Source organism: Pontiella sp. (genome assembly GCF_041622395.1).
Taxonomy (GTDB): domain Bacteria; phylum Verrucomicrobiota; class Kiritimatiellia; order Kiritimatiellales; family Pontiellaceae; genus Pontiella.
In genome coordinates this window covers 1-20,157 of the sequence record NZ_JBFJYW010000022.1, presented here as the reverse complement: position 1 = coordinate 20,157, position 20,157 = coordinate 1, and the positions used below count along the sequence as shown (strand labels likewise).

Genomic DNA, 20,157 nt, shown 5'->3' with positions numbered 1-20,157 from the left:
TCTTGCCCGAGCTGGATGGTCACATGCTGGGCGTGGCGCTGCCATTTGTCGTACGTCGGATCGGTTTGGATCAGCTCTTCGGCGGTGGTGAGAAACGGATATTTCGAGAGAATGGCGATGGAGGTTTGGCCGCTCTTATACCACAACGTGATTTCGTTCTTCGTCCGGTACCAGTAGGGATAGTCTGAAAAAACGTTCGTCACGGCATTCCAGCAATCGCCATAGTCAACTTCCTGGAAGCAAAGAACGTCTTCGTCGTTCATAAAATCATCGCGGAAGGCTTGGATGTTGTTTTCAGGGTCGCCGTTGCCCCCATGGACGTTGTAGGTGATGATGCTCAGCTCCGGCGCGACGTCGACCCCGGCAAACGCGGTGGAGGTGTCTCCCACAAATGAAAGGATCGAGTTGTCGTCGGCATAGGAGACGCCGTTGACGAAGATGTTGGCGGCATAGGTGGTGAAATAATCGCGCGAAGACAACGTCAGTTTTGCGCCCACCTCCAGCTCGACGCTGGCGAAGGGAGCGGTTGACGCCGTCGTCACGGTCAGCGAGCTGGAGCCGTCCACGGTGATGGCTTCATCGTAAATCAGCCCGAAATTGGCCGCCGTAACCGACCCGCCGTTGGAAATGGAAATCCCTTGCGTCAAGCTGGACTGCGCCCCCGAAAAGCTTCCCGTCAGCGTAATTGTTCCGCCGTCGACAATAACCCTCGTAAAGTTTCTGAGGTCGACGCCGGACACCGTCGCTCCATCGGACACCGTTAGCACTTGGTCGGATCCCTGCCACGTCGAAATCACGCACCCGTTGTTGCCCCCGGTCGCCGTCATTTTCAGGGCTTTCCCGCCGGACACCGTCAGGCTGTTGTTGCCAATCTTAAAATATCCGCCGGCAGCGGACGGCGTGCCGGACCCGGACGAAATCTCGATCAGCTTTTCCGCACCGGTATCCGCCGACACATCCGCGGCGCTATTAATCGTATTGGCCGCGGGCGTGCTTCCTGCGTCGTCTACCCAGTTGGCTTCCTGATAGAGGGAAATCTTGTCCCCTCCGCCGGTCCACGTCAGCGCCGCCTGGGCCGAAACGGTTAACAATCCTGCAAATACAATGATGGCTCGCTTATTCATATGACCTCCAAAATGCCGGTATGTTTCCATGATGACAGGCGGGGTATACAGCAAATTCGCTACTTAATATTCCGCGATACGGCGCCTTTTTGCCCGTGGCGGCGGCCGGAAATCGAGCGCATTCAACCGGAGCCGGCGCGCAACGCAGGCGCACGTGCCGTCGTATCGATGGCTGCGGGCGAATGAACGGTTTTGAAACCCCGACTGGACACGAATTGACACGCATCGGCTCTTGCTGGATATTGGTGCGGAGTCGTGGAGATGAATGGGTTATGGCGAAAGAAACAGTCCGGATTTTGGGGATCGATACGTCGTTGCGTTCGACGGGCGTGGGGATTATCGAGGTGAGGGGCGCGGAGATGCGGGCGCTGGCCTATGGCCGGATTTTCAACAAACCCAAGGTGCCGCATTCGGAATGTCTGGAAAACATCTACAAGACCATCTCCGACCTGATCGAAGATCATAAGCCCGATTGCGCGGCGATCGAGGGGGCCTTCTTTGCCAAGAACCCCAAAACCGCCATGGTGCTGGGGCAGGCGCGCGGCGCGGCCATCGCCGCCTGCGCCGTTCAGCAGCTCACCATCTCCGAACACACGCCGCGCAAGGTGAAGTCGGCCGTCGTCGGCACCGGCACCGCCGACAAGTCGCAGGTGGCCCGGATGGTCATGCGGTTGCTCAACCTCAAAGAGCCGCCGCAGGAAGATGCCGCCGATGCGCTCGCCATCGCCATCTGCCACCACCACCAGCTCGCCCTCCCGCCGGAAATGCAGGCCAAAACCATTTAACCACTAAGACACAAAGAACTCGAAAAAACCCCTTTGCGACACTTGGTGCTCTTCGTGCCTTTGTGGTTAAATTTTCCCATGTCTGATCAAGTGAAGAGCGAATGGAAGGCGGAGCACGTTATCCGCTCCTACGAAGTCGATCCAAGCGGTGTGGCCCGGCTATCGTCCTTTTGCCGGTTCATGCAGGAGGCGGCCTATCTACATGCGGAACATCTCGGGGTGGGGCATTCGCAACTATCCCAGCAGGGCATCTCGTGGGTGCTGGCGCGGATGCGGATCGAAGTGGCGCGTTTGCCGAAATGGGGCGAGCCGATCCGGCTGCGCACCTGGCCCTCCAGCCGCGACCGCCTTTTCTTCTACCGCGACTTCGAAATCGCCGATGGCGACGGACGGCGGCTGATGCAGGCCGGCACGGCCTGGTTCGTGATCGATATCCAGAAGCGGGAGCGCATGATCCCGGACTGGTGGACGACGGCGGAATATCCCATCGGCGGCAGATTGTTCGACGCAAAGCTCGGCCGCCTGAAAAGCTGCGGTTGCGAAGGCGGCGAATCCATGCCCGTCCGCTACGGCGACCTCGACCAAAACGGGCACGTCAACAATGTCCGCTACATCGAATGGATGCTCGATGGCCTGCCGCCGGAGTTCCATCAAACCCATGTGTTGCGGTCCTTGGAGGTCAACTATCTGGCCGAGGCGGTCTATGGCCATCAGGTCTCCGTCTGCTGCAACGAAATTGAACCGCGGATCTTCGAGCACGGCATTCGGGCCAACGACGCGGAACTCTTCCGCGCGCGCTCCGTGTGGGCGGCACGCTGAGGCGAATTTCAGATTCGGGTTGGAATCGTTCGTTGCAATCGGCTACATTCAGGCCTTCATTCAACGATCGGACGGACGCAATGAATCGCAAGAATTTCATCGCCGCCATGGCGGCGGCATCGGGCATCGGGGCATTTGCTGGCGCCCTGCCACCGGGGCGGGACCGTTTCAAGATTTCGCTGGCCCAGTGGTCGGTCCGCAATCTGCATTGGGGCAAAGAAGCCGGCGCCGAAAAACTCGATCCGCTCGACTTCGCCGAATATGCCCAGCACGCCTGCGGCATCGGCGGCGTGGAATACGTCAACTCCTTCTACTTCGGCAAAGAGGGCAACGAGGCCCACTTCAACGAGCTCAAGAAGCGCGCCGAGGGCGTGGGCGTCGAAAGCGTGCTGATCATGTGCGACGGCTGCGGCCGCGTCGGCGAAGCCGAGGAAGCGAAGCGGATCGCGACGGTCGAAAAGCACAAGCCCTGGCTGGCCGCCGCCGCGCAGCTCGGCTGCCACTCGATCCGCGTCAACGCCGGCAGCGCCGGCTCGTTCGAAGAGCAGCAAAAACTCGCCGCCGACGGCCTGGCCAAGCTGGCGGACGCCGCGAAGCCCTACGGCCTCAACGTCATCGTCGAAAACCACGGCGGGCTGTCGAGCAACGGCGCCTGGCTGGCGGGCGTCATGAAACGGGTCAACCGCCCGACGGTCGGCACGCTGCCGGACTTCGGCAACTTCACGATCAACCGCAAGAGCGGCGAGACCTACGACCGCTACCAGGGCATGCAGGAACTCATGCCGTTCGCCAAGGGGGTCAGCGCCAAGAGCCATGCGTTCGATGCCCATGGCAACGAAACTACGAAGGATTACTTCCGCATCATGAAAATCGTGGCCGACGCGGGCTACCGCGGCTATGTCGGCGTCGAGTGGGAGGGCGGCACGCCCGGTGCCACCGAAGGAATTTTATTAACCAAGGCGCTGATCGAACGCGCCATCGCCATGCTTTAGCAACTCAAATCAACCAGCCATAGGAACCCCATGAAAGAAAACACCGCCAAAGAGAACGTCCGCCAACTCCGTGCATCGATGGAGCACTACAAATTGGATGCCTATATTGTCCCGAGCGCCGATCCGCACCAGACCGAATACGCCCATCCGCACTGGCGCAGCCGGGCGTGGGTGAGCGGGTTCTCCGGCTCCGCCGGCACGGCGGTCGTCCTCAAGGAAAAGGCGGGCCTCTGGACCGACGGGCGCTATTTCATCCAGGCCGAAATCGAGTTGAAAGGGTCCGGCATCGATCTCTTCAAGGAGCGGATGGACGGCGTGCCCGAGCTGATCGACTGGGTGCGCGACAACGTGCCGGAAGGCGGCGCGGTGGGCATCGACGGGCGGTTGCTGACCGCCCAGCAGGCCGACCAGTGGGAGGCGAAACTCAAGAAACGGAACATCCGGCTCGTCATCGATCTGGATCTGGTCTCCGGTTTGTGGAAGGACCGCCCGGCGCTGCCGACCGATCCGGTCCGGCTTTATCCGGTCGAATATGCCGGCCGCTCCGCCGCCGACAAGCTCCAGGAGATCCGCGCGGCGCTGGTTGATAAGGAGGCCGACTCGACCTTCATTGCGCCGCTCTACGACATTGCCTGGCTCTTCAATATCCGCGGAAACGATACGCCGCGCTGCCCGCTCGTTACGGCCTATGCCTTGGTGCAAAAAGAGTCCGCCACGCTGTTCGTCGACGAAGCCAAGATCGATGAAGCCACCCGCATGGGGCTGGCCGAAAACGGGATTGCCGTCGTGGCCTACAACACCGCCGCCAAGGCGCTGGCCGCCCTGCCGGAAAAGTCCACGCTCTATCTCTGCGAGGAGCGCGTCAGCGCCAGCCTCCGCCGCAAGGTCAAGTGCAAGGTCGTGACCGGCAGCGACCTGACCGATCTGCCGAAGGCCCGCAAGAACGAGACCGAGCTCGGCAACTGGGCAACCGTGCAGGAGCTCGACGGCGCCGCGATGGTCCGCTATTGGAAATGGCTCGAAGAGGAGGCCGTCGCCAAGGGAACGGACGAGTTTGCCGCCCAGGAATATCTGGGGCAGCTCCGGTTGAGCCAGCCCGACTGCCTTGACCTGAGCTTCAATTCCATTTCGGCCTACGGCCCGAACGCCGCGATGATGCACTATTCCGCCAAGCCCGACGGCTGCGCGACGCTGGAGCCGAAGGGGTTTTATCTGATCGATTCCGGCGGGCAGTATCTCGGCGGCACCACCGACATCACCCGCACGTTCGCACTCGGCGAGTTGACCGAGGAGCAGCGCTTGGACTACACGCTGGTGCTTCAGGGCGTCATCGGTCTGTCTTCCGCGCGCTTCCTGAAAGGCGCCGCGGGCACCAACCTCGACATCCTTGCGCGCCAGCCGCAATGGGAGCGCGGGCTGGACTATAAGTGCGGCACCGGGCACGGGGTCGGCTGCTACCTCAACGTGCACGAAGGGCCGCAGGGCTTCAGCCAGTTCAAGCGGCACGAGGCCCCGCTCGAACCCGGCATGGTCGTCACCATCGAGCCCGGCGTCTACAAGGAGGGCCTCCACGGCATCCGCATCGAAAACATGGTGGTGGTCAAGGCCGATCGCGAAACCGAGTGCGGCGTCTTCTACCGCTTCGATACGATGACCCTCTTCCCGATCGATACCGCGCCGCTTCTGACCGAAATCATGTCGCAAAAGGAGATCGATTGGCTCAACGCCTATCACCAAACCGTCTGCGAAAAGCTCGCCCCGCACCTCTCCGACGAAGAGGTCGCCTGGCTCGAAACCAAAACCGCGCCGATCGGGTAATGGGGCTCGGGCGCAAGAACGAGCGATGACTCCATGCGGACTAGTGGCTGCGAAGGAGGAGCTCGTTTCCTTTCGCGGGCTGGGTGGGTAGATGTGCCGTCTGCGAAAATTTGCGGGCATACAGCAGGATGGCTGCAATCAAGAGGGCGCAGAACAACGTGAACAGGAGCCGCAGGCGAGCTTCCTTCCGAATGGTCTTGAGGGTGGATTCCCGCGGGAGGACGTAGAGCTTTGCCTCAGGATTTTTTCAGGATCAATTGCTTTCTTTCTGCGGCATAAACCGGTGTCGAAATCATCGCGTTTTCGTGCAGAAACTTGAGTTGATCGAGATCGTCCTCCAGCGAATTCCCGGCGGAGATGTAGCTGAAGTGGGCGAGTAATACCTCCGAAAATTCGCGCTGGCTGAGCGACTGGGTTATAAAAACCTTGTTGTCGTTTCCGCGGGTGAGGTGGAACGCGATTGGCACCTGGTTGTCGTTCAGCAGGAACCGGACCGTCGCGGAATATCTGGAGGCGTAGTTGCGGCCGGCCACATTGTATAATTGCAAATCCCATGTGCCCTCGTTGGGTTTGCGCAGAATCCGGTACCTCGCCTTGTTCTTGAGCAAAGACCAAATGAAATCATATTTGCAAAGCTTCCGGTAGTGCGCCGCGAGCCACATGCAGCGCCCACCGCAGGTCATTGCCGCTCCCAGTTGGTTGAGTCGCATGCAAACCAGCCGATCCCATTGGGTGAAGTGGTGGCGGATGGATCGTTGGAGGCATTTTTTGTGGATTTTGGCAACGGCCCGCTTTTCTTGGTTCCATCGCACCAGCTCGATAAAGGGATCCCCGTCCAATCCGAACGGGATATCGTTCCCGTTATCGCATTGCCCCTCGCTCAGTTTCAGTGCCCTGAAGTGATCCATCATACCCCTTTGAACAAGGCCCGTGCCTTGAAACGCCGTTTTTATTGCCGCAGTTGATACTAGTAAAATGTACTAGATGCAGGTTGCGTGCCCAAAAAAAAGGTTTTTTGTGGGATCGGCGTCTGATCCGTCGAAGGTCTGAAGGTCGAAGGTCGCCAATCCCGAAGGAATGGCGACCTTTGACGTTGGTCTATTAGGCTTTAGGCCGTGACGTTCGTCGCGGCTTAGTAGTTTTCAGCCAGCACTTCGAAGTGCGCCTGCGGGTGTGCGCAGGCCGGGCACATGGCCGGGGCTTCTTCGGCTTCGTGGATGAAGCCGCAGTTGCGGCATTGCCAGATCACAACACCGTCCTTTTTGAAGACCTTGCCTTCTTCGAGGTTTTTCAGCAGATCGCGGTACTGTTTTTCATGCTGCTTTTCGGCGATTGCTATTTTTTCCCAGATAACGGCAGCGGCCACAAAACCCTCTTCACGCGCTTTGGCCGCGAATGCGGGATAGAGCTCGGTCCACTCTTCGTTTTCACCGTCAGCGGCTGCTTTCAGGTTTTCGGCGGTGGTGCCGATGATGCCGGCCGGGAAGGCCGCGGTGATTTCGCACAGGCCGCCTTCGAGCTGTTTGAAGAAGCGCTTGGCGTGTTCCTTTTCCTGTTCCGCGGTTGTCGCGAACATCGCGGAAATCTGCACCAGGCCTTCCTTCTTCGCGGCGGACGCGTAGTAGGTGTAGCGGTTGCGCGCCTGGGATTCCCCGGCGAATGATTTCATCAGGTTCTTTTCGGTTTCGGATCCTTTGAGTTCCGGCATGTTATGCTCCTTGGTTGGTTTTTTTACAGTTTAGGCAAACGCCGCGAACCTGCACGTGCAGGCTCACGACCTCGCCGAGATTTTCAATGCCCGCCGGGAGGACGGGCTCGTCGTTCAGATATAGGTCCGAAATGCTTCCGCATTCGCGGCAGATAAAATGGTGGTGCTCGTCGCGGTTGGCGTCGTAGCGCGCGCGGCCGCAGATGGGGTCGACCCGGCTGACCAGCCCCATCTCTTCGAGCGAGGCCAGCGTGCGGTAGACCGTATCGTGCGAGACCATCGGCAGGCGCTCGCGTACGCGCTTGAAGATGGTGTCGGCATCGGGGTGTTCGCCGGTCTGCGCCACTTCGCGGAAGATTTCCATCCGCTGGTGCGTCATGCGCAGGCCCGCCGCGCGGCAGGCTTCCGTCAGCCGCTCCAGCCGGGCTTCCACTTCAATTGGATCGATCGAATTCATCTCTTGCTTAACAGAAGGCCGCAAAGGTCGCGAAGGAGGGTTGTTTTCTTAGCGTGCTTTGCGCTCTTCTGTTGGAAATCCTATGCATGTTCGATGTTGGTGTGGTTCGCGATTTCGGAGTTGGTGGTGAAGAGTTCGCGCACGCTCAGCGCATGCACGTCGTTGTGCCCGGTGATGCGCGCAAAGGTTTTGAGCTCTTCGGTGCAGACCGTGAAATAGTTGGCGAGTCGCCGGGCCGATTGATCGATGTTGAGCCGAGCGCGCAATGCGGGATCCTGCGTGGCGATACCGAGCGGGCAGCGGCCCGTGTTGCACATGCGGTATTGCTGGCAACCGATCGCCATCATGGACGCGCTGGCAAGGGCAACGGCGTCGGCGCCCATGGCCAGTGCCTTCGCCATGTCGGCCGAGACCCGGAAGCCGCCCGTGATGATCAGCGCGACCTCGGCGGGGTGCGCATCGAGGAATTTCCGGGCGCGGTGCAGCGCATAGATGGTCGGAACCGAGGTGGCGGCTTTGATGTATTTCGGGGCCGACCCGGTTGCGCCCGCCCGGCCGTCGATGGTGATGAAGTCCGGCCCGGCCGCCAAGGCAAACTCCAGGTCGGCCTCGAGGTGGCCCGCCGCGAACTTGATGCCGATCGGGCGTCCGCCGGACAGCTCGCGCAGCCAATCGACCTTCGCCTTGAGGTCTGCCGCCGTGCGGATGTCGTCGAACGTGGAGGGGCTGACGATCTCCCGGCCTTGTTCGCGGCCGCGGGCGGCGGCGATTTCGGCGGTGACTTTTTCGCCGGGCAGATGCCCGCCCATGCCGGGCTTGGCCGATTGGCCGATCTTGATTTCGATGGCATCGGCGCGCTTGAGGTTTTCCTCGTTCACGCTGTATTGGTTGGGGACGTATTCGAAGATGTACTTGTGCGCCAGCGCGCGGCTTTCGGGCAAAATGCCGCCTTCGCCGGAGCACATGGCCGCGCCAACCAGGCCGCTGCCTTTGGCCAGCGCCATCTTGGCCTCTTTGGAGAGTGCGCCGTACGACATGTGCGAAACCATCAGCGGCGTCTCCAGCTCCATCGGCTTGGCCGCGGTTGCGCCGATGACCGTTTTCGTGTTCACTGCGGCATCGTGCGCCAGCGGCATGGGGTTGAGCTGCGCCCCTTTGAGCAGGATGTCGTCCCACGAAACAACGGGGAGTTTGGTGCGCATCGGTTCATAAACCGAATGGCCCGTCACCGCCATTTCGTGGATATCCTTCATCCAGCCTTCGGTCGCGTCGGTCGGGCGCTCCCAGCTTTTGAGGTAATCGCCATCCGGCTCAATCTTCTTTTCGTCGCGGGGAATCAGCTTGGTGGAGTGGCCGACGGGGGCGCTTCCGTCGGGCTTCAGCTCGAACAGCGCCTTGGCGGCGCCGCAGACCGGGCAGGCCCAATCGTCGGGCAGCTCGCCCGCTTGGATCTGCTCGAATCCACACACGCTGCATACATAGGTTGCCATATCGTAATCCTTCGAAAGTCGATGATTAAAGGGGTCTTGATGTCCGCTGTAAAACCATTGTTTATGGAAGGTCCTATTTAGGATCTAATCCTAATAACGGGCCGCTAGCCTGAATTATTCACGCGCCGAGTTTGCTTTGGCAACCAGGCGTCGAAAGGTGCCGCTGTAGCAGCCTGCCGCAAGCCTTTCGCAACGAAGTTGACGAAGTGAAATCGCCGCGCCTCCGGTAAAAATGGATGGGACTAAATTTTTGAAACAAAAAACCATATGTACCTTAAGCCCGGTATGTTCACCCCATTCCCATCCATTTTTATGAATAGATCAGGCTAGATCAGTTCGGGGTCGCAGATGATTTCCACCAGCGCGGGGCCCTCGACGGCCAACGCGGCGCCGACGGCGTCCGCCAGTTGCGAACGCGTTTCGACCTTGAAACCCTTGGCGCCGCAGATCTCGGCGAACTCCGCGAAACGGGGATTGCTCAGCCCCGTCTCCCAGACCGGGATATGGGCGGTGACCTGTTCGAGGGAGATCTTCCCGAGCTCGTGGTTGTTGAGCAAGATGTGGGTGATGTTCATGTTGTATTTCACCGCGGTGCACAGCTCGCCCAGGTATTGCCCGAAGCCGCCGTCGCCGGTGATCGCGACGATGGGGCGGTCGGGCGCGGCGGCCCACGCGCCCAGGGCGGCGGGATAACCGAAGCCGATCGATCCGAGATAGCCCGACATCAAAACGGGCTGGCCCTTGCTCTCGAAATAGCGCCCGAACGAATAGGTGTTGTTGCCGACGTCCACCGCAATCACCGCGTTTTCGGGAATCAGTGCTCCCAGTGCCTCGAAGATTTCCGCCGAGTTGAGTCCGCGGTCTTGGTGTTTCGCGGCCCGGTTGGCTTTTTCCGCCTTCCATTCCGCTTTCTTGTCGGCGATTTCCCGGCGGCGGTCGGTGGCGGCGGGCGACGCGAGCCGTTGGTGGAACAGCTCGGCGGTCATGCCGATCTCGCCGACCACGGGAACCGTTACGGGATGGAATTTTCCCAGCGTGATCGGATCGAGATCGACCTGGATCGTTGGAAGGTCGGGATTGATTCCCGTGTGTTGCGAAAACGATGCGCCGAAGACGACCAGCAGGTCGGCGCCGTTCATGAAGTGCGCCGAAACCAGCGTGCCGCTGCGGCCGAGCACGCCGCACCCGAGCGGATCGTCGTCGCGGATGAGGCCTTTGGCCTTGAAGGTGGTGATGACCGGGCAGTTGAGCTCGTTGGCGAGCGTTCGGATGGCGGGCATCTTGAACCGCGCGCCATGGCCGACAATGATGGCCGGGCGCTCGGCCTGGTTTAGCAACGCCATCGCCTGGTCGACCGCCGCTTTCGGCGGCGCGGTTTCCAGATTGGGCAACCGTCCTTCCGGGCGTCCGGCTGTTGGCGACGGGGCCGGGAGGGTTTGTACCTCGTTCGGGAAAATCAGATGGCCGACATCGCGCTGGAGGATGGCGTTTTTCAGCGCGAGGTTCATCAGCTCCGCATGGTTGCTGGTGTCGAGCACGGTTTGGCTCCAGCACGCGACGCTCGAAAAGGCGGCGGCCAGATCCACCTCCTGGAATGCGCCGGGACCGAGCACCTGCGTGTCGATCTGCCCCGTCAGCGCCAGGACCGGGATGCGATCCATGCGCGCATCCCACAGCCCCGTCAGTAGATTGGTTGCGCCCGGGCCGGCGATTGAAAGGCAGGCGGCGGGCTTTCCGGTCAGCTTGCCGAAGGCCGAGGCCGCGAACGAGGCGGCACCTTCGTGGCGGATGCCGATATAGTTCAGCTGTCCGGCTTCGCACTGTTTGCGGATCGCATCGGCCAGCCCGAGGTTGGAGTGGCCCACCATGCCGAACACGTGGGTCACGCCCCAATTGATCATGGTCTGCACCATCACGTCGGAGACGTTCTGCTCAATCGCGGGTGCTGCGGCAGGTGTTTCGGCGGGGATCTCGGTGAACTCGGAAGCGGGTACGCCGCAGACCGGACAGGTTTCTGGCGGTTCGTCGCCTTCGTGGATGTAACCGCAAACGTTGCATTTCCAAGCCATCTCGCCTCCTCCAACACTAAGAATGTTTCCTATATTGGAGGCGCATGCGAAAGGCGAGGGGGAAATGACCGACCGAATAATCGGTATTTCATCTAAGTACACCGTCCGCCCCCAAACGTCCGATGAGGCGATTCGTGAAAAAAAACGGCGGGCTTAAGGTTGGCTTAAGGTTGGGTGTGCTATTGATCCTTTCCATAAATTGGAAGCAGGGTCTTTTCGGTCTTGCGGAGTGTTTTTAATTGCAGGTGATGCTGGCCATTTGTTCCTGCAACTCGCGACGAGGTCTGCCGGGTTGCAAGGGGTGAAAGCGCCAGGAAAATATAAAGGAGCCCCATGGATCTCAAACAAACGCTGACCGACTCGTTCTGGAACCCCGCCGCCCTCGATTCCCTGCCGGAGGTCGTTGTGGGCCTGCTGGCCGCCGCCCTTTTGGCCTGGTTGCTGGCCCGCGCCTATATCCGGTTCGGCTCGTCGATGTCGAACCGCCGCGAGTTCGCGCACAACTTTCTGCCGCTGGCCGTCACCACGACGCTGATCATCAGCATCGTGAAGTCGTCGCTGGCGTTGTCGCTGGGTTTGGTGGGCGCGCTATCGATCGTGCGTTTCCGCGCGGCGATCAAGGAGCCCGAAGAGCTGGCCTTTCTGTTTCTGGCGATTGCCATCGGCTTGGGCATGGGAGCCGGGCAGGGGCTGATCACGACGGTGGCGCTGGTGGTGATTCTGGCCATGATGGCGGTGCGCGACCTGCGCCGCAAACCCATCGTCGACGCCAATCTGTTCCTGACCATCACCCATCCCGCTCCGCAGGATTTGTCGGCGGTTCAAATCCTGGAAGAACTGACCAAAGCCGGCATGAAGGCGTCCGTCCGGCGGTTCGACGAAGGCCCCCACCGGCTTTGTGCGTCCTATCAGGTGAAGATGGACCGCCCCGAACAGCTTCAGGAAGCCGCCGTAGGTTTGCGGGCGCGCTGCGCCGATATCGAAATATCCTGTCTGGATGAGCAAAATGCGTGAGAAACTTTCAGAACCGGAATGGCGGTATGAACGCAAGATGCTTCCGCCCGGCACCGATCCGGCCTCGGTCGAGCTCCGGATCCGGATGCATCCGGCCGGCTTCCGCGAAGTCTATCCGCCGCGCGAAGTGAACAACCTTTATCTCGACACCCTGGGGCGCGCGGATTATTTCGAGCACGTGCAGGGGGTCACCTCGCGGTGCAAGACGCGGATCCGGTGGTATGGGGCGTTGGACGGTCCAATCGCTCGCGCCACCCTGGAGCTTAAAATCAAGCGCGGCGCGGTGGGGCGCAAAGAGAGCTATCCGGTGGCGGACTTCGCGTTGAACCACGCGGCGGATGCCGATGCCCTGCGTTCCGTGCTCAACACCTTGCAGGCGCCTGCCGCAGTGCGGGCGGCGGTGGAGTTGCGGCGGCCGAGTCTGGTGAACCGCTATGCGCGCCGCTACTATCTCAGCGCCGACGGCTTGGTGCGGCTGACGCTCGACACGAAGCTCCAGTATTTCGATCCGCGCAACACCGCCCGCCCGCTGGGCCATCCGGTCCGCGATGTCCAAACCCTGGTCGTGGAGTTGAAATATGCTTCCGACCATGCGCCGCAGGCCGCCGCCATCGTCAACCGGCTCCCGTTCCGGATTTCCCGCTGCTCGAAATATGTCGAGGGCGTCCGGCGGCTTCACCCCGGTTCGCCCTAATCCAAGGAAGAAGAATGACCACGATACGAACATCCAAACCCTCGGCCCAAGGGTGGCTGAAGGCCGCACGATGGGGCTGCCTGCTGGCGATGCTGGCGGGCCCGCTGCCGCTTGGCGCGCAGGAACAGTCGCGACCGGAACCGCCCGAAGGCGGCCGCAGGGGCGGCGGTGGTCGGGGGGGCGGGCCCGGTTCGCGGCCGACCCAAGAAATCGTGTCGACCTATGACCGCAACGCCGACGGCTGGCTCAACCTCGAAGAGCGCGCCGTGGCCCGGGTGGCATTGAAGAAGGCGGTAAGTGCTCAGGGATCCCAGCGCCGCCGCGGTCCGCCGAACATGGGTGGTTCCGATGGCACCCAGGCAACTCCGGAAGCGGGGCTTGCCCTGACGCCGGACGATGTGAAGATCTATCCGGACGCTGGGCTCTACGATACCGGAATCCTCCGCACCTTTTTCCTGACCTTCGAAAACGACGATTGGGAAGAGGAACTGGAGGTTTTCCGCTACACCGACGTCAAGGTGCCGGCGACGCTCGTCGTGGACGGCCGAACCTATCCGAACGTCGGGGTGAACTTCCGCGGCAACTCGTCATACGACATGGTGCAGCGGGGCTCGAAACGCTCGTTCGCGCTGACGATGGACCTGGCCGACGCCAAGCAAAAGCTGTACGGATTCCGCAACCTCAATTTGCTCAATGCCAACGGCGATGCGAGCTTCATGCGCACGGTGCTGACCCGCGAGATTGGCAAAAACTATCTTCCCATGCCGCAGTCCAACTGGGTGCGGGTGGTGGTCAACGGCGAAAGCTGGGGCATCTACGTCAACCAGCAACAGCAGGATAAAACCTTTCTCAAGGAGCATTTCGACACCAAGAAGGGCTACCGCTGGAAGGTGCCGGGCAGCCCCAACGCCCGCGGCTCCCTGAACGACATGGGGGAAGAGCTCGATGTCTATCGGGAAATCTATGAACTCAAATCCAAGGAGGACCTGCGGGCGTGGGTTAGCCTGATCCTCCTCTGCCAAGCGCTGGATGCCGCCGAGCCCGAGCATCTGGAATCCGAGCTGGGCACCATGCTGAATCTCGACGGGGTGCTGCGGTTCCTCGCGCTGGAGAATGCGCTGGTCAACAGCGACGGCTATTGGACCCGGGCGAGCGACTATCTGATTTATCTCCATCCCGACGGCATGTTCCACATCCTGCCCTACGACTACAACGAAACCCTCATGGACGAGAGCGGCGGCCCGGGCGGCGGCCGCAGAGGGCCTCCGCCGTTCGCAAACATGCCGGCGTTGGGCAACGGCGAAGACCGGCCGAACGAGGCGATATCGTTCGGGGGCGGCGGCCGACCCGGCGGCGGGGGCGGCCACGACGAAGGCGGCACCACCCTGGATCCGCTGGTTTCGGCCGAGCGCGCCGACCGTCCGCTCGCATCGCGTCTGCTGGCGGTTCCCGAGCTGCGCACCCGATACCTCCGGTACGTGAAAGAGATCGCCGAGCAGTGGCTCGATCCCGACGTGCTCGGCCCCATGATCGCCGAGTATGACCAACTGCTCGATGCCGAGGTTTGGGACGATACGCGCAAGCTCGAAAGTTATGAAGCCTACTGCAAGCAGGTGGACCTCGATCCCGAAGGCGAGGGTCTCCTCGGCTTTGCGGCCAAGCGCCGCGCCTTCCTGCTGGAACAGCCCGCGATCCAAGCGGTACAAACCGGGAAAACGCCGGACGCGGAATAGCGCCTGGCTCCGATTGCGTTTTGGGGTGGGCGCGACTGTCCGCGTTGCATCATAACGAAAAAAGCCCCTCCGTTGCGGAGAGGCTTTTTTCATGGCGGGCTCAATCTATTTGGCGCAGCTGGCGCATTCGGCTTTCTTTGCGGCTTCGGCCTTTTTGGCTTCGCAGGCCTTGCAGGCTTTGCCTTCCTTTTTGCAGGCTTCGCATTCGGTTTTGGCTTTGTCGGTCTTCTTGGCCTGGCACCCGCAGGTGTCGCACGCAAGAGCGGTGCTTCCGGCCATCATGAGGGCGATCGCGGCAATACTCATTATTCTTTTCATCTTACTGCTCCTTGTGGGTTGTTGCTTCTTTTCCATACGGGCGCCGTGCTCCGAACGCACCGAGTTGCGCGGACGCATCGGACAGATGCCCTTATTCGCACATTCGCGCGAAATGTGACAGATCTTTTTTTGCAGATTAAAGCGGTTTGCCGTCCTGTGCCGCGCACCATCGCCGCCCGGGTTCGGGCGGGGCCGGGAACGGGATTCCGGCCGGAACGGCTTTGGTGGGTTTCTTTATGGAGCCATGCTTTTGATTTCCATAGGGCGGGGAACCGGCGTAGATTGCGCGCCCTATGAATTTTCCCACCCCAGATTCCCGCCCCTTTGGCGGCTGGCGCGAGCTGCTGAAGATCGCCTGGCCGTTGATCATCAACTCGGGTACGTTTGCCGTCTTGAATTTTTGCGATCGTCTCTTTCTTTCGTGGTATGGCGAGGCGGAATTCCGTGCGTCGCTGCCGGCGGGCATTCTGTTTTTCTCGCTGGTGTGCGGCTTCATGGCGCTGGCCGGGTTCACCAATACCTTCGTGGCGCAGATGTGGGGCGCGGGCGACAAGCAGGGGTGCGCGCGGGCGACCGCCCAAGGCATTCTCTTCGCCCTGCTTTCCATCCCCTGCATCCTCGCGCTGGCCCCCGTCGGGCTGTGGTTCCTGCGCCTCAGCGGGCACGGACCCGAGGTGTTCGCCTTGGAGGAGCAATATTTCAAGATCATCATCTGGTGCGGCGGCGGCATGACGCTCAGTTCCGCCTTGAGCAGTTTCTTTTCCGGCCGCGGCAGGACCTTCGTCATCATGGCCTGCAACATTGCCGCCAACGGGCTGAACATCCTGTTGAACTATTGCTTCGTGTTCGGCAAATGGGGCTGCCCCGAAATGGGCATCGCCGGGGCGGGCTGGGCCACCGTGATCGGCTCGTGGATCAGTCCGCTCATTTTCGCGCTACTCTATTTCTCGAAACCGGCCATCGCCGAATTCCAAACGCTTAAAAACCTGCGGTTCGATCCCGGCCTTTTCAAGCGGATGATCCGCTTCGGCCTGCCTTCCGGCGTGCACTGGTTTCTTGACGTGGGCGCGTTCACCGCGTTCGTTTTGCTCGTTGGCAAGTTGGGGCCGATCGCGCACATCGCCAGCAACATTGCCTTGAGCATCAACCTGATCGCCTTCATGCCGATGATCGGCATGGGCATGGCCGCTTCCATTTTGGTGGGGCAGTACCTGGGCCGCAACCAGCCCGACTATGCCGAGCGCGTCGGCTGGCTCGCGCTCAAGATCGGCGTCGGCTACATTGTGCTGGTCGGCCTTTCGTTCCTGCTGTTTCCCGGGGTCTACGTGAATGTGTTCGAGGGCAATGCCGCCGGCTCGGTGCCGTTCGACGAGCTGCTCCGGGTCGTCCGCATTCTGCTCGCCATACTCGCCGTCTGGGGAGTGGGCGACGCATGTGCCCTAATTTTGTCCGGCGCGCTCAAGGGCGCCGGCGATACGCACTTCGTGTTGTATTATCAATCCTCCGTCGCCTGGGGATTCCTGGTGACGGGCCAGATTGTGATTGTCGAAGTGCTGAAGCTCAACGTGTACGTCAGCTGGATCTGGACGCTGCTTTACATCCTGATTCTCGGCCTGGGGTTCATGCTGCGCTTCCGCTCCGGGCACTGGAAAAGCATCGATCTGCTCGATCGCCGCGCCCCCTTGGTGGAAGAAGCCGAGGATGCGCTGGCGACACGGTTGTAGCGCCGTGCCCCATCAACGGTCGGTTGCGGGCCGGCATCGGCGTTGCCAATCCGCGACCCACGAAATCGAATCCACCGCCACTTCCTCCTTGCGTCCGACGGCAACGCCTTTTGTCGAAGTTGGAATCTAAAACTTTCTTGTTAATAGTCTTTTATAAAAGGGCAATGAGGAGTATGTCGGCTCCATCGGCCGATGGGTGTTGGCCGGGATTCGGATGCCGGATTGAACGGAACAAGGGTGGCAAGAAATACAAGGAGATGGGAATGAAGCTCAAAACAGAATGGTGGAAGCTCTCAAAGCAACTGGTGGTTATGGTGGTCGGCGCACTTTGCCTCGTGGGGTTGTCGGGATGCGGCGGTGACGATGATGGAGACGGCGACTGGGTCGGTACGTGGAGCATGTACCAGGTTAGCGAAGAAACCTGGCAGTTGACTGTGAGCATCGACGGTGAATCGGAGTCGGTGTCATTCGAAATGCCCGGAGATCTTAGCGACTTGGAAGATGGCTACTATGATTTGGGCTCCGGCATGTCGATGACCATCTCTGGCAACAGCATTGTTATCGAAGCCTATGATTCTTCGGTCGGCACCTTGAGGATGACCGGAACGATTCCCGGTGACTATCAATCGGTCGAAGGCGACATCTATCTTAAATGACCATTGGTCGGATGATAGGAAAGCCAAACGCGTCTGCCCCGCCGGGTGGGCGCGTTTTGTGTTGCCGCGCAAGCTCCCGATGCATTCCGCGTTATCGGAGGCTGAGACAAAAAAAGGCAACAGGTTGCCCTGTTGCCTCATGCCGGATGCCCGTCGGCTTTACTCGGCGTCCTTCTCCAGCCCGTAGTCGGAGAGGTTGATGCCCATGGCCTTGAGCTTGTCGATGTAGACCCCGTATTGGGAGCTCAGGGTGTCGAGCTGCGCCTGGTAGTCCTTGAGCTGTCCCTTGAGCGCCCGGCCCTTGGCGGTGAACTTTTGCGTCCACTTCAGTTCCTTCACCTGCGCGCCGTAGTCGGCCACCTTGGTTTTGGTGGTTTCCAGCAACTTCTGGTATTCCCCGGCATAGGCGAGCAGCTTTTCCGCCTTGAAGTTTTCCAGTTGCGCCTTCAGATCCGCAGCCGAGAGGCCGAGGTTGGCCTGCACGTCCTCGGCCTTGACGTTGAGCATGGCCATGGCCTTTTTGGTTTCCTCGATCGCCTTGGCGTAGGTCTCCTTGGAAATTGCGCTGGCCTTCGCCCATTCGTTCGAAGCGCTGACCTTTGCGGCGTCGGCCTTTTCCGAAAGGTCGGCCATGGCGGCAAAGTTGCCGTTTTCGTCTTTGTCGAGCAATCCGGCGTTCGCCGAGATTGCGGTTGCTGCGAGCATAAAAACCAGTGTTCGTTTCATGTTGTTCTCCTTGATAGTTGCGGAAACCCTAGCGCATCGCTGAAGCCGCCGCATGTTTTTTTTTGAGATTTCAAGGCCCCCTGATCCGTTGCCGCAATGGCTGGATGGTCCTAATTCGGTTTCCAGACTTGAACCTGTTTGCGTTGGCGTCCCCAGTGGAGGGCCTTCTTGTGGGAGGGGAAGAAGAGGTCGATGTGCATGCCCTTGATGGCGCCGCCGATGTCCTCGACCCGGCCCCAGCCATAGTCCGGGATATACATGATGGTGCCGAAGGGATAGTAGCGCGTGTCGGCGGCGATCGTGCCCCAGTCCGCCTTGGTTCCCGCGGCGGTGACCCCGACGGCCTTGGGTTCGCCCTTTTTGGGGCCGTAGGCGACGACGGGCTCGAACTTCCAGTTGCGCTTCCAGCCGCAGCATTTGCCGCACTTGCAGTAGCCCGTCGTTTCCATGTTTACGACTTCGGGTTGCTGGTTTTTCGGAATCCGGTACCGCTTCCCGCTCGTCGCGCACCCGCTCAGCAAAGCCACGGCAACGAACGCGCAAAATGAATTCATAACCACCCGGTTGAGCTTCACCTTGCTTATGCTCCGCGCGTCGCTTGTCGCCGAAGGCACAGCGCCGCCGCGCTTTTTGGGTTCTCCGGGCGTCCGTTGCTCCGTGGTGAAAAAAAGATTTGTCATGAAACGTCTCCCGACCAGATGGTTTCCAGTCCGCATTCGGTTTGGAGCAGTAGTTCGCCGTGGTCGCCGAACCCGGCTAGGGTGCCGCTCTTTTTTATACTGCCGTCGTGGACGCAGAGCGGTTTGCCGATCGGCCCCGCCTTTTGCGTCCACGTTTCGCGCAGGGCCGAAAAGCCGCCGCTTTGCCACGCGCCGATCCAGTGGTCGAGCCGGGGAAACAGCGCTTCGAGCACGCTGGCGGGCTCGTGCGCCTGACCGCCTTCGATCAGCATCGAAGTGGCGGGACGGTCGATCGCCGCCGCCTCCTCCGAGGTCATGTTCACATTCAGCCCGATGCCGACAACGATGCCGGCGTTTCCCCGGTGCTCCACCCGCTCGGATAGAATGCCGCAAATCTTCTTTTCGCCGACGAGCACATCGTTCGGCCATTTGGGGGCGGCGGCGATATCCAATGCGTTGAGCAACTCGGCAACGGCGAGCGCGACGGCCATGGTGAGGGAGGGGACGGCTCTTAATTCCGCCGCCGTTCCTATATATATGGAGCAGCACAAATTGGTGTCGGGCGCGCTGAGCCACCGCCGATCGGAACGGCCCCGCCCAGCGGTTTGCTCCCGCGCCGCAATGATCAATCCGCTGGGGATTTCAAAACCCTGTAATAAACGCTCCTTCAAGCATGCGTTTGTCGACCCGAGCCGGTCATGCCATTCAATGTTGAATTCCATTCGATATTTTTCCACTGTTTAGACGGGATGCTATTAGGAAAACACTAATAAAATCGCCTTTTTACGCTAGGCATGCCATAGCAAATTCAATATACATGCCGCTCATTTTACCAAAATCAAGGAGATCGAAAAGATGGAACTTCTAATGCAAGGCGTAACCCTGATGGTAATCGGTATGGCTACCGTATTTGCCTTCCTCGTTCTGATGATCCAAGCCATGAATGGTTCGGCGGCATTCTTCAGAAAATTCGCTCACCTCTTCCCGGAAGCGCCGGCAGCGGCTCCCAAAAAGGCGACGGCGGCGGTCGATCCGTCGGCAGAAATCGCGGTCGCGCTCGCGGCCATTCGTGCCAAACGCGGATAACCAATTTTATTTAATAACTAGGAGATAAATCGTGGCTAAAAAAACAATTCATATCATGAACACTGCGTTCCGCGACGGCTTCCAGTCCGTATACGGCGCTCGCGTATTGACCGAAGACTTCCTGCCCGCCGTCAAGGCCTGCGTGGAAGCGGGACAGACCCACTTCGAAGCGGGCGGAGGCGCGCGCTTCCAGGCTCCTTTCTTCTACTGCAACGAGTCCGCCTTCGACATGATGGACAAGTTCCGCGCCGCCGCCGGCCCCGA

Annotated in this window: 20 protein-coding genes and 1 pseudogene; 11 read left to right on the top strand and 10 right to left on the bottom strand. The window is 60.3% G+C overall.

Annotated features, from left to right (window positions below):
• A partial coding sequence (locus ABYO54_RS02450; RefSeq protein ID WP_372806553.1) for an endonuclease/exonuclease/phosphatase family protein occupies positions 1-1,124 on the bottom strand: 1,124 nt, incomplete at its 3' end.
• A 272-nt stretch (positions 1,125-1,396) separates the two neighbouring features.
• Here ABYO54_RS02450 and ruvC point away from each other — a divergent pair.
• The 4 genes from ruvC (at position 1,397) to ABYO54_RS02430 (ending at position 5,538) form a co-directional block, all read left to right on the top strand.
• Entirely contained in the window at positions 1,397-1,909 is a 513-nt protein-coding gene (ruvC, locus tag ABYO54_RS02445) for a crossover junction endodeoxyribonuclease RuvC (RefSeq protein ID WP_372806551.1), read from the top strand.
• Positions 1,910-1,987: 78 nt separating this feature from the next.
• On the top strand, positions 1,988-2,728 hold the full coding sequence (locus tag ABYO54_RS02440; RefSeq protein WP_372806549.1) for an acyl-[acyl-carrier-protein] thioesterase: 741 nt from the start codon (positions 1,988-1,990) through the stop codon (positions 2,726-2,728).
• A gap of 80 nt (positions 2,729-2,808) precedes the next feature.
• Positions 2,809-3,720, top strand: a complete 912-nt coding sequence (locus ABYO54_RS02435) for a sugar phosphate isomerase/epimerase family protein (protein ID WP_372806547.1) — start codon at positions 2,809-2,811, stop codon at positions 3,718-3,720.
• Positions 3,721-3,750: 30 nt separating this feature from the next.
• Positions 3,751-5,538 (top strand): aminopeptidase P family protein, encoded by a 1,788-nt coding sequence (locus ABYO54_RS02430; protein WP_372806545.1) that lies wholly within the window; start codon positions 3,751-3,753, stop codon positions 5,536-5,538.
• Between the two features lie 236 nt (positions 5,539-5,774).
• Here ABYO54_RS02430 and ABYO54_RS02425 read toward each other — a convergent pair whose 3' ends face one another.
• The 5 genes from ABYO54_RS02425 to ABYO54_RS02405 form a co-directional block, all read right to left on the bottom strand.
• Positions 5,775-6,449 carry a hypothetical protein gene (locus tag ABYO54_RS02425; RefSeq protein WP_372806544.1) on the bottom strand — a complete coding sequence of 225 codons (675 nt, stop codon included), beginning with the start codon at positions 6,447-6,449 and terminating at the stop codon, positions 5,775-5,777.
• Between the two features lie 221 nt (positions 6,450-6,670).
• The gene (gene rbr, locus ABYO54_RS02420) at positions 6,671-7,246 is read right to left on the bottom strand and encodes a rubrerythrin (protein ID WP_372806542.1); all 576 of its coding nucleotides are present in this window, start codon (positions 7,244-7,246) and stop codon (positions 6,671-6,673) included.
• Between the two features lies 1 nt (position 7,247).
• On the bottom strand, positions 7,248-7,703 hold the full coding sequence (locus ABYO54_RS02415; RefSeq protein ID WP_372806540.1) for a Fur family transcriptional regulator: 456 nt from the start codon (positions 7,701-7,703) through the stop codon (positions 7,248-7,250).
• An 80-nt stretch (positions 7,704-7,783) separates the two neighbouring features.
• The gene (locus ABYO54_RS02410) at positions 7,784-9,193 is read right to left on the bottom strand and encodes a glutamate synthase-related protein (protein ID WP_372806539.1); all 1,410 of its coding nucleotides are present in this window, start codon (positions 9,191-9,193) and stop codon (positions 7,784-7,786) included.
• A 326-nt stretch (positions 9,194-9,519) separates the two neighbouring features.
• Positions 9,520-11,262, bottom strand: coding sequence for a thiamine pyrophosphate-dependent enzyme (locus ABYO54_RS02405; protein WP_372806537.1), 1,743 nt, complete (start codon positions 11,260-11,262; stop codon positions 9,520-9,522).
• Positions 11,263-11,595: 333 nt separating this feature from the next.
• Here ABYO54_RS02405 and ABYO54_RS02400 point away from each other — a divergent pair, with 333 nt between their 5' ends.
• The 3 genes from ABYO54_RS02400 to ABYO54_RS02390 are packed head-to-tail and all read left to right on the top strand — an operon-like array spanning position 11,596 to position 14,703.
• Entirely contained in the window at positions 11,596-12,276 is a 681-nt protein-coding gene (locus ABYO54_RS02400) for a DUF4956 domain-containing protein (protein WP_372806535.1), read from the top strand.
• The gene (locus ABYO54_RS02395; protein WP_372806533.1) at positions 12,269-12,970 is read left to right on the top strand and encodes a polyphosphate polymerase domain-containing protein; all 702 of its coding nucleotides are present in this window, start codon (positions 12,269-12,271) and stop codon (positions 12,968-12,970) included. The genes ABYO54_RS02400 and ABYO54_RS02395 overlap by 8 nt, the downstream gene beginning before the upstream one ends.
• A gap of 14 nt (positions 12,971-12,984) precedes the next feature.
• Positions 12,985-14,703 (top strand): CotH kinase family protein, encoded by a 1,719-nt coding sequence (locus tag ABYO54_RS02390; RefSeq protein ID WP_372806531.1) that lies wholly within the window; start codon positions 12,985-12,987, stop codon positions 14,701-14,703.
• A gap of 105 nt (positions 14,704-14,808) precedes the next feature.
• On the opposite strand, the gene ABYO54_RS02385 is transcribed toward ABYO54_RS02390, so the two are convergent.
• Positions 14,809-15,021, bottom strand: a complete 213-nt coding sequence (locus tag ABYO54_RS02385; protein WP_372806529.1) for a hypothetical protein — start codon at positions 15,019-15,021, stop codon at positions 14,809-14,811.
• A 293-nt stretch (positions 15,022-15,314) separates the two neighbouring features.
• Here ABYO54_RS02385 and ABYO54_RS02380 point away from each other — a divergent pair, with 293 nt between their 5' ends.
• Together ABYO54_RS02380 and ABYO54_RS02375 are read left to right on the top strand one after the other, a co-directional pair.
• Complete coding sequence (locus tag ABYO54_RS02380) at positions 15,315-16,745, top strand: MATE family efflux transporter (RefSeq protein WP_372806527.1); 1,431 nt, start codon at positions 15,315-15,317, stop codon at positions 16,743-16,745.
• Between the two features lie 263 nt (positions 16,746-17,008).
• Positions 17,009-17,401 carry a hypothetical protein gene (locus tag ABYO54_RS02375; RefSeq protein ID WP_372806525.1) on the top strand — a complete coding sequence of 131 codons (393 nt, stop codon included), beginning with the start codon at positions 17,009-17,011 and terminating at the stop codon, positions 17,399-17,401.
• Between the two features lie 159 nt (positions 17,402-17,560).
• Here ABYO54_RS02375 and ABYO54_RS02370 read toward each other — a convergent pair whose 3' ends face one another.
• The 3 genes from ABYO54_RS02370 to ABYO54_RS02360 all read right to left on the bottom strand — a co-directional run bounded on the left by ABYO54_RS02370 (position 17,561) and on the right by ABYO54_RS02360 (position 19,529).
• A complete protein-coding gene (locus ABYO54_RS02370) occupies positions 17,561-18,127 on the bottom strand; it encodes a hypothetical protein (protein WP_372806523.1) in 567 nt (188 codons plus the stop codon).
• A 110-nt stretch (positions 18,128-18,237) separates the two neighbouring features.
• On the bottom strand, positions 18,238-18,681 hold the full coding sequence (locus tag ABYO54_RS02365; RefSeq protein ID WP_372806521.1) for a 3D domain-containing protein: 444 nt from the start codon (positions 18,679-18,681) through the stop codon (positions 18,238-18,240).
• Positions 18,682-18,803: 122 nt separating this feature from the next.
• Entirely contained in the window at positions 18,804-19,529 is a 726-nt protein-coding gene (locus ABYO54_RS02360) for a biotin--[acetyl-CoA-carboxylase] ligase (protein ID WP_372806519.1), read from the bottom strand.
• Between the two features lie 133 nt (positions 19,530-19,662).
• Between ABYO54_RS02360 and ABYO54_RS02355 the strand changes: the two genes are divergently transcribed.
• The gene (locus ABYO54_RS02355; RefSeq protein WP_372806517.1) at positions 19,663-19,893 is read left to right on the top strand and encodes an OadG family protein; all 231 of its coding nucleotides are present in this window, start codon (positions 19,663-19,665) and stop codon (positions 19,891-19,893) included.
• A gap of 31 nt (positions 19,894-19,924) precedes the next feature.
• A pseudogene (locus ABYO54_RS02350) lies at positions 19,925-20,157 on the top strand (biotin attachment protein); the annotation flags it as partial.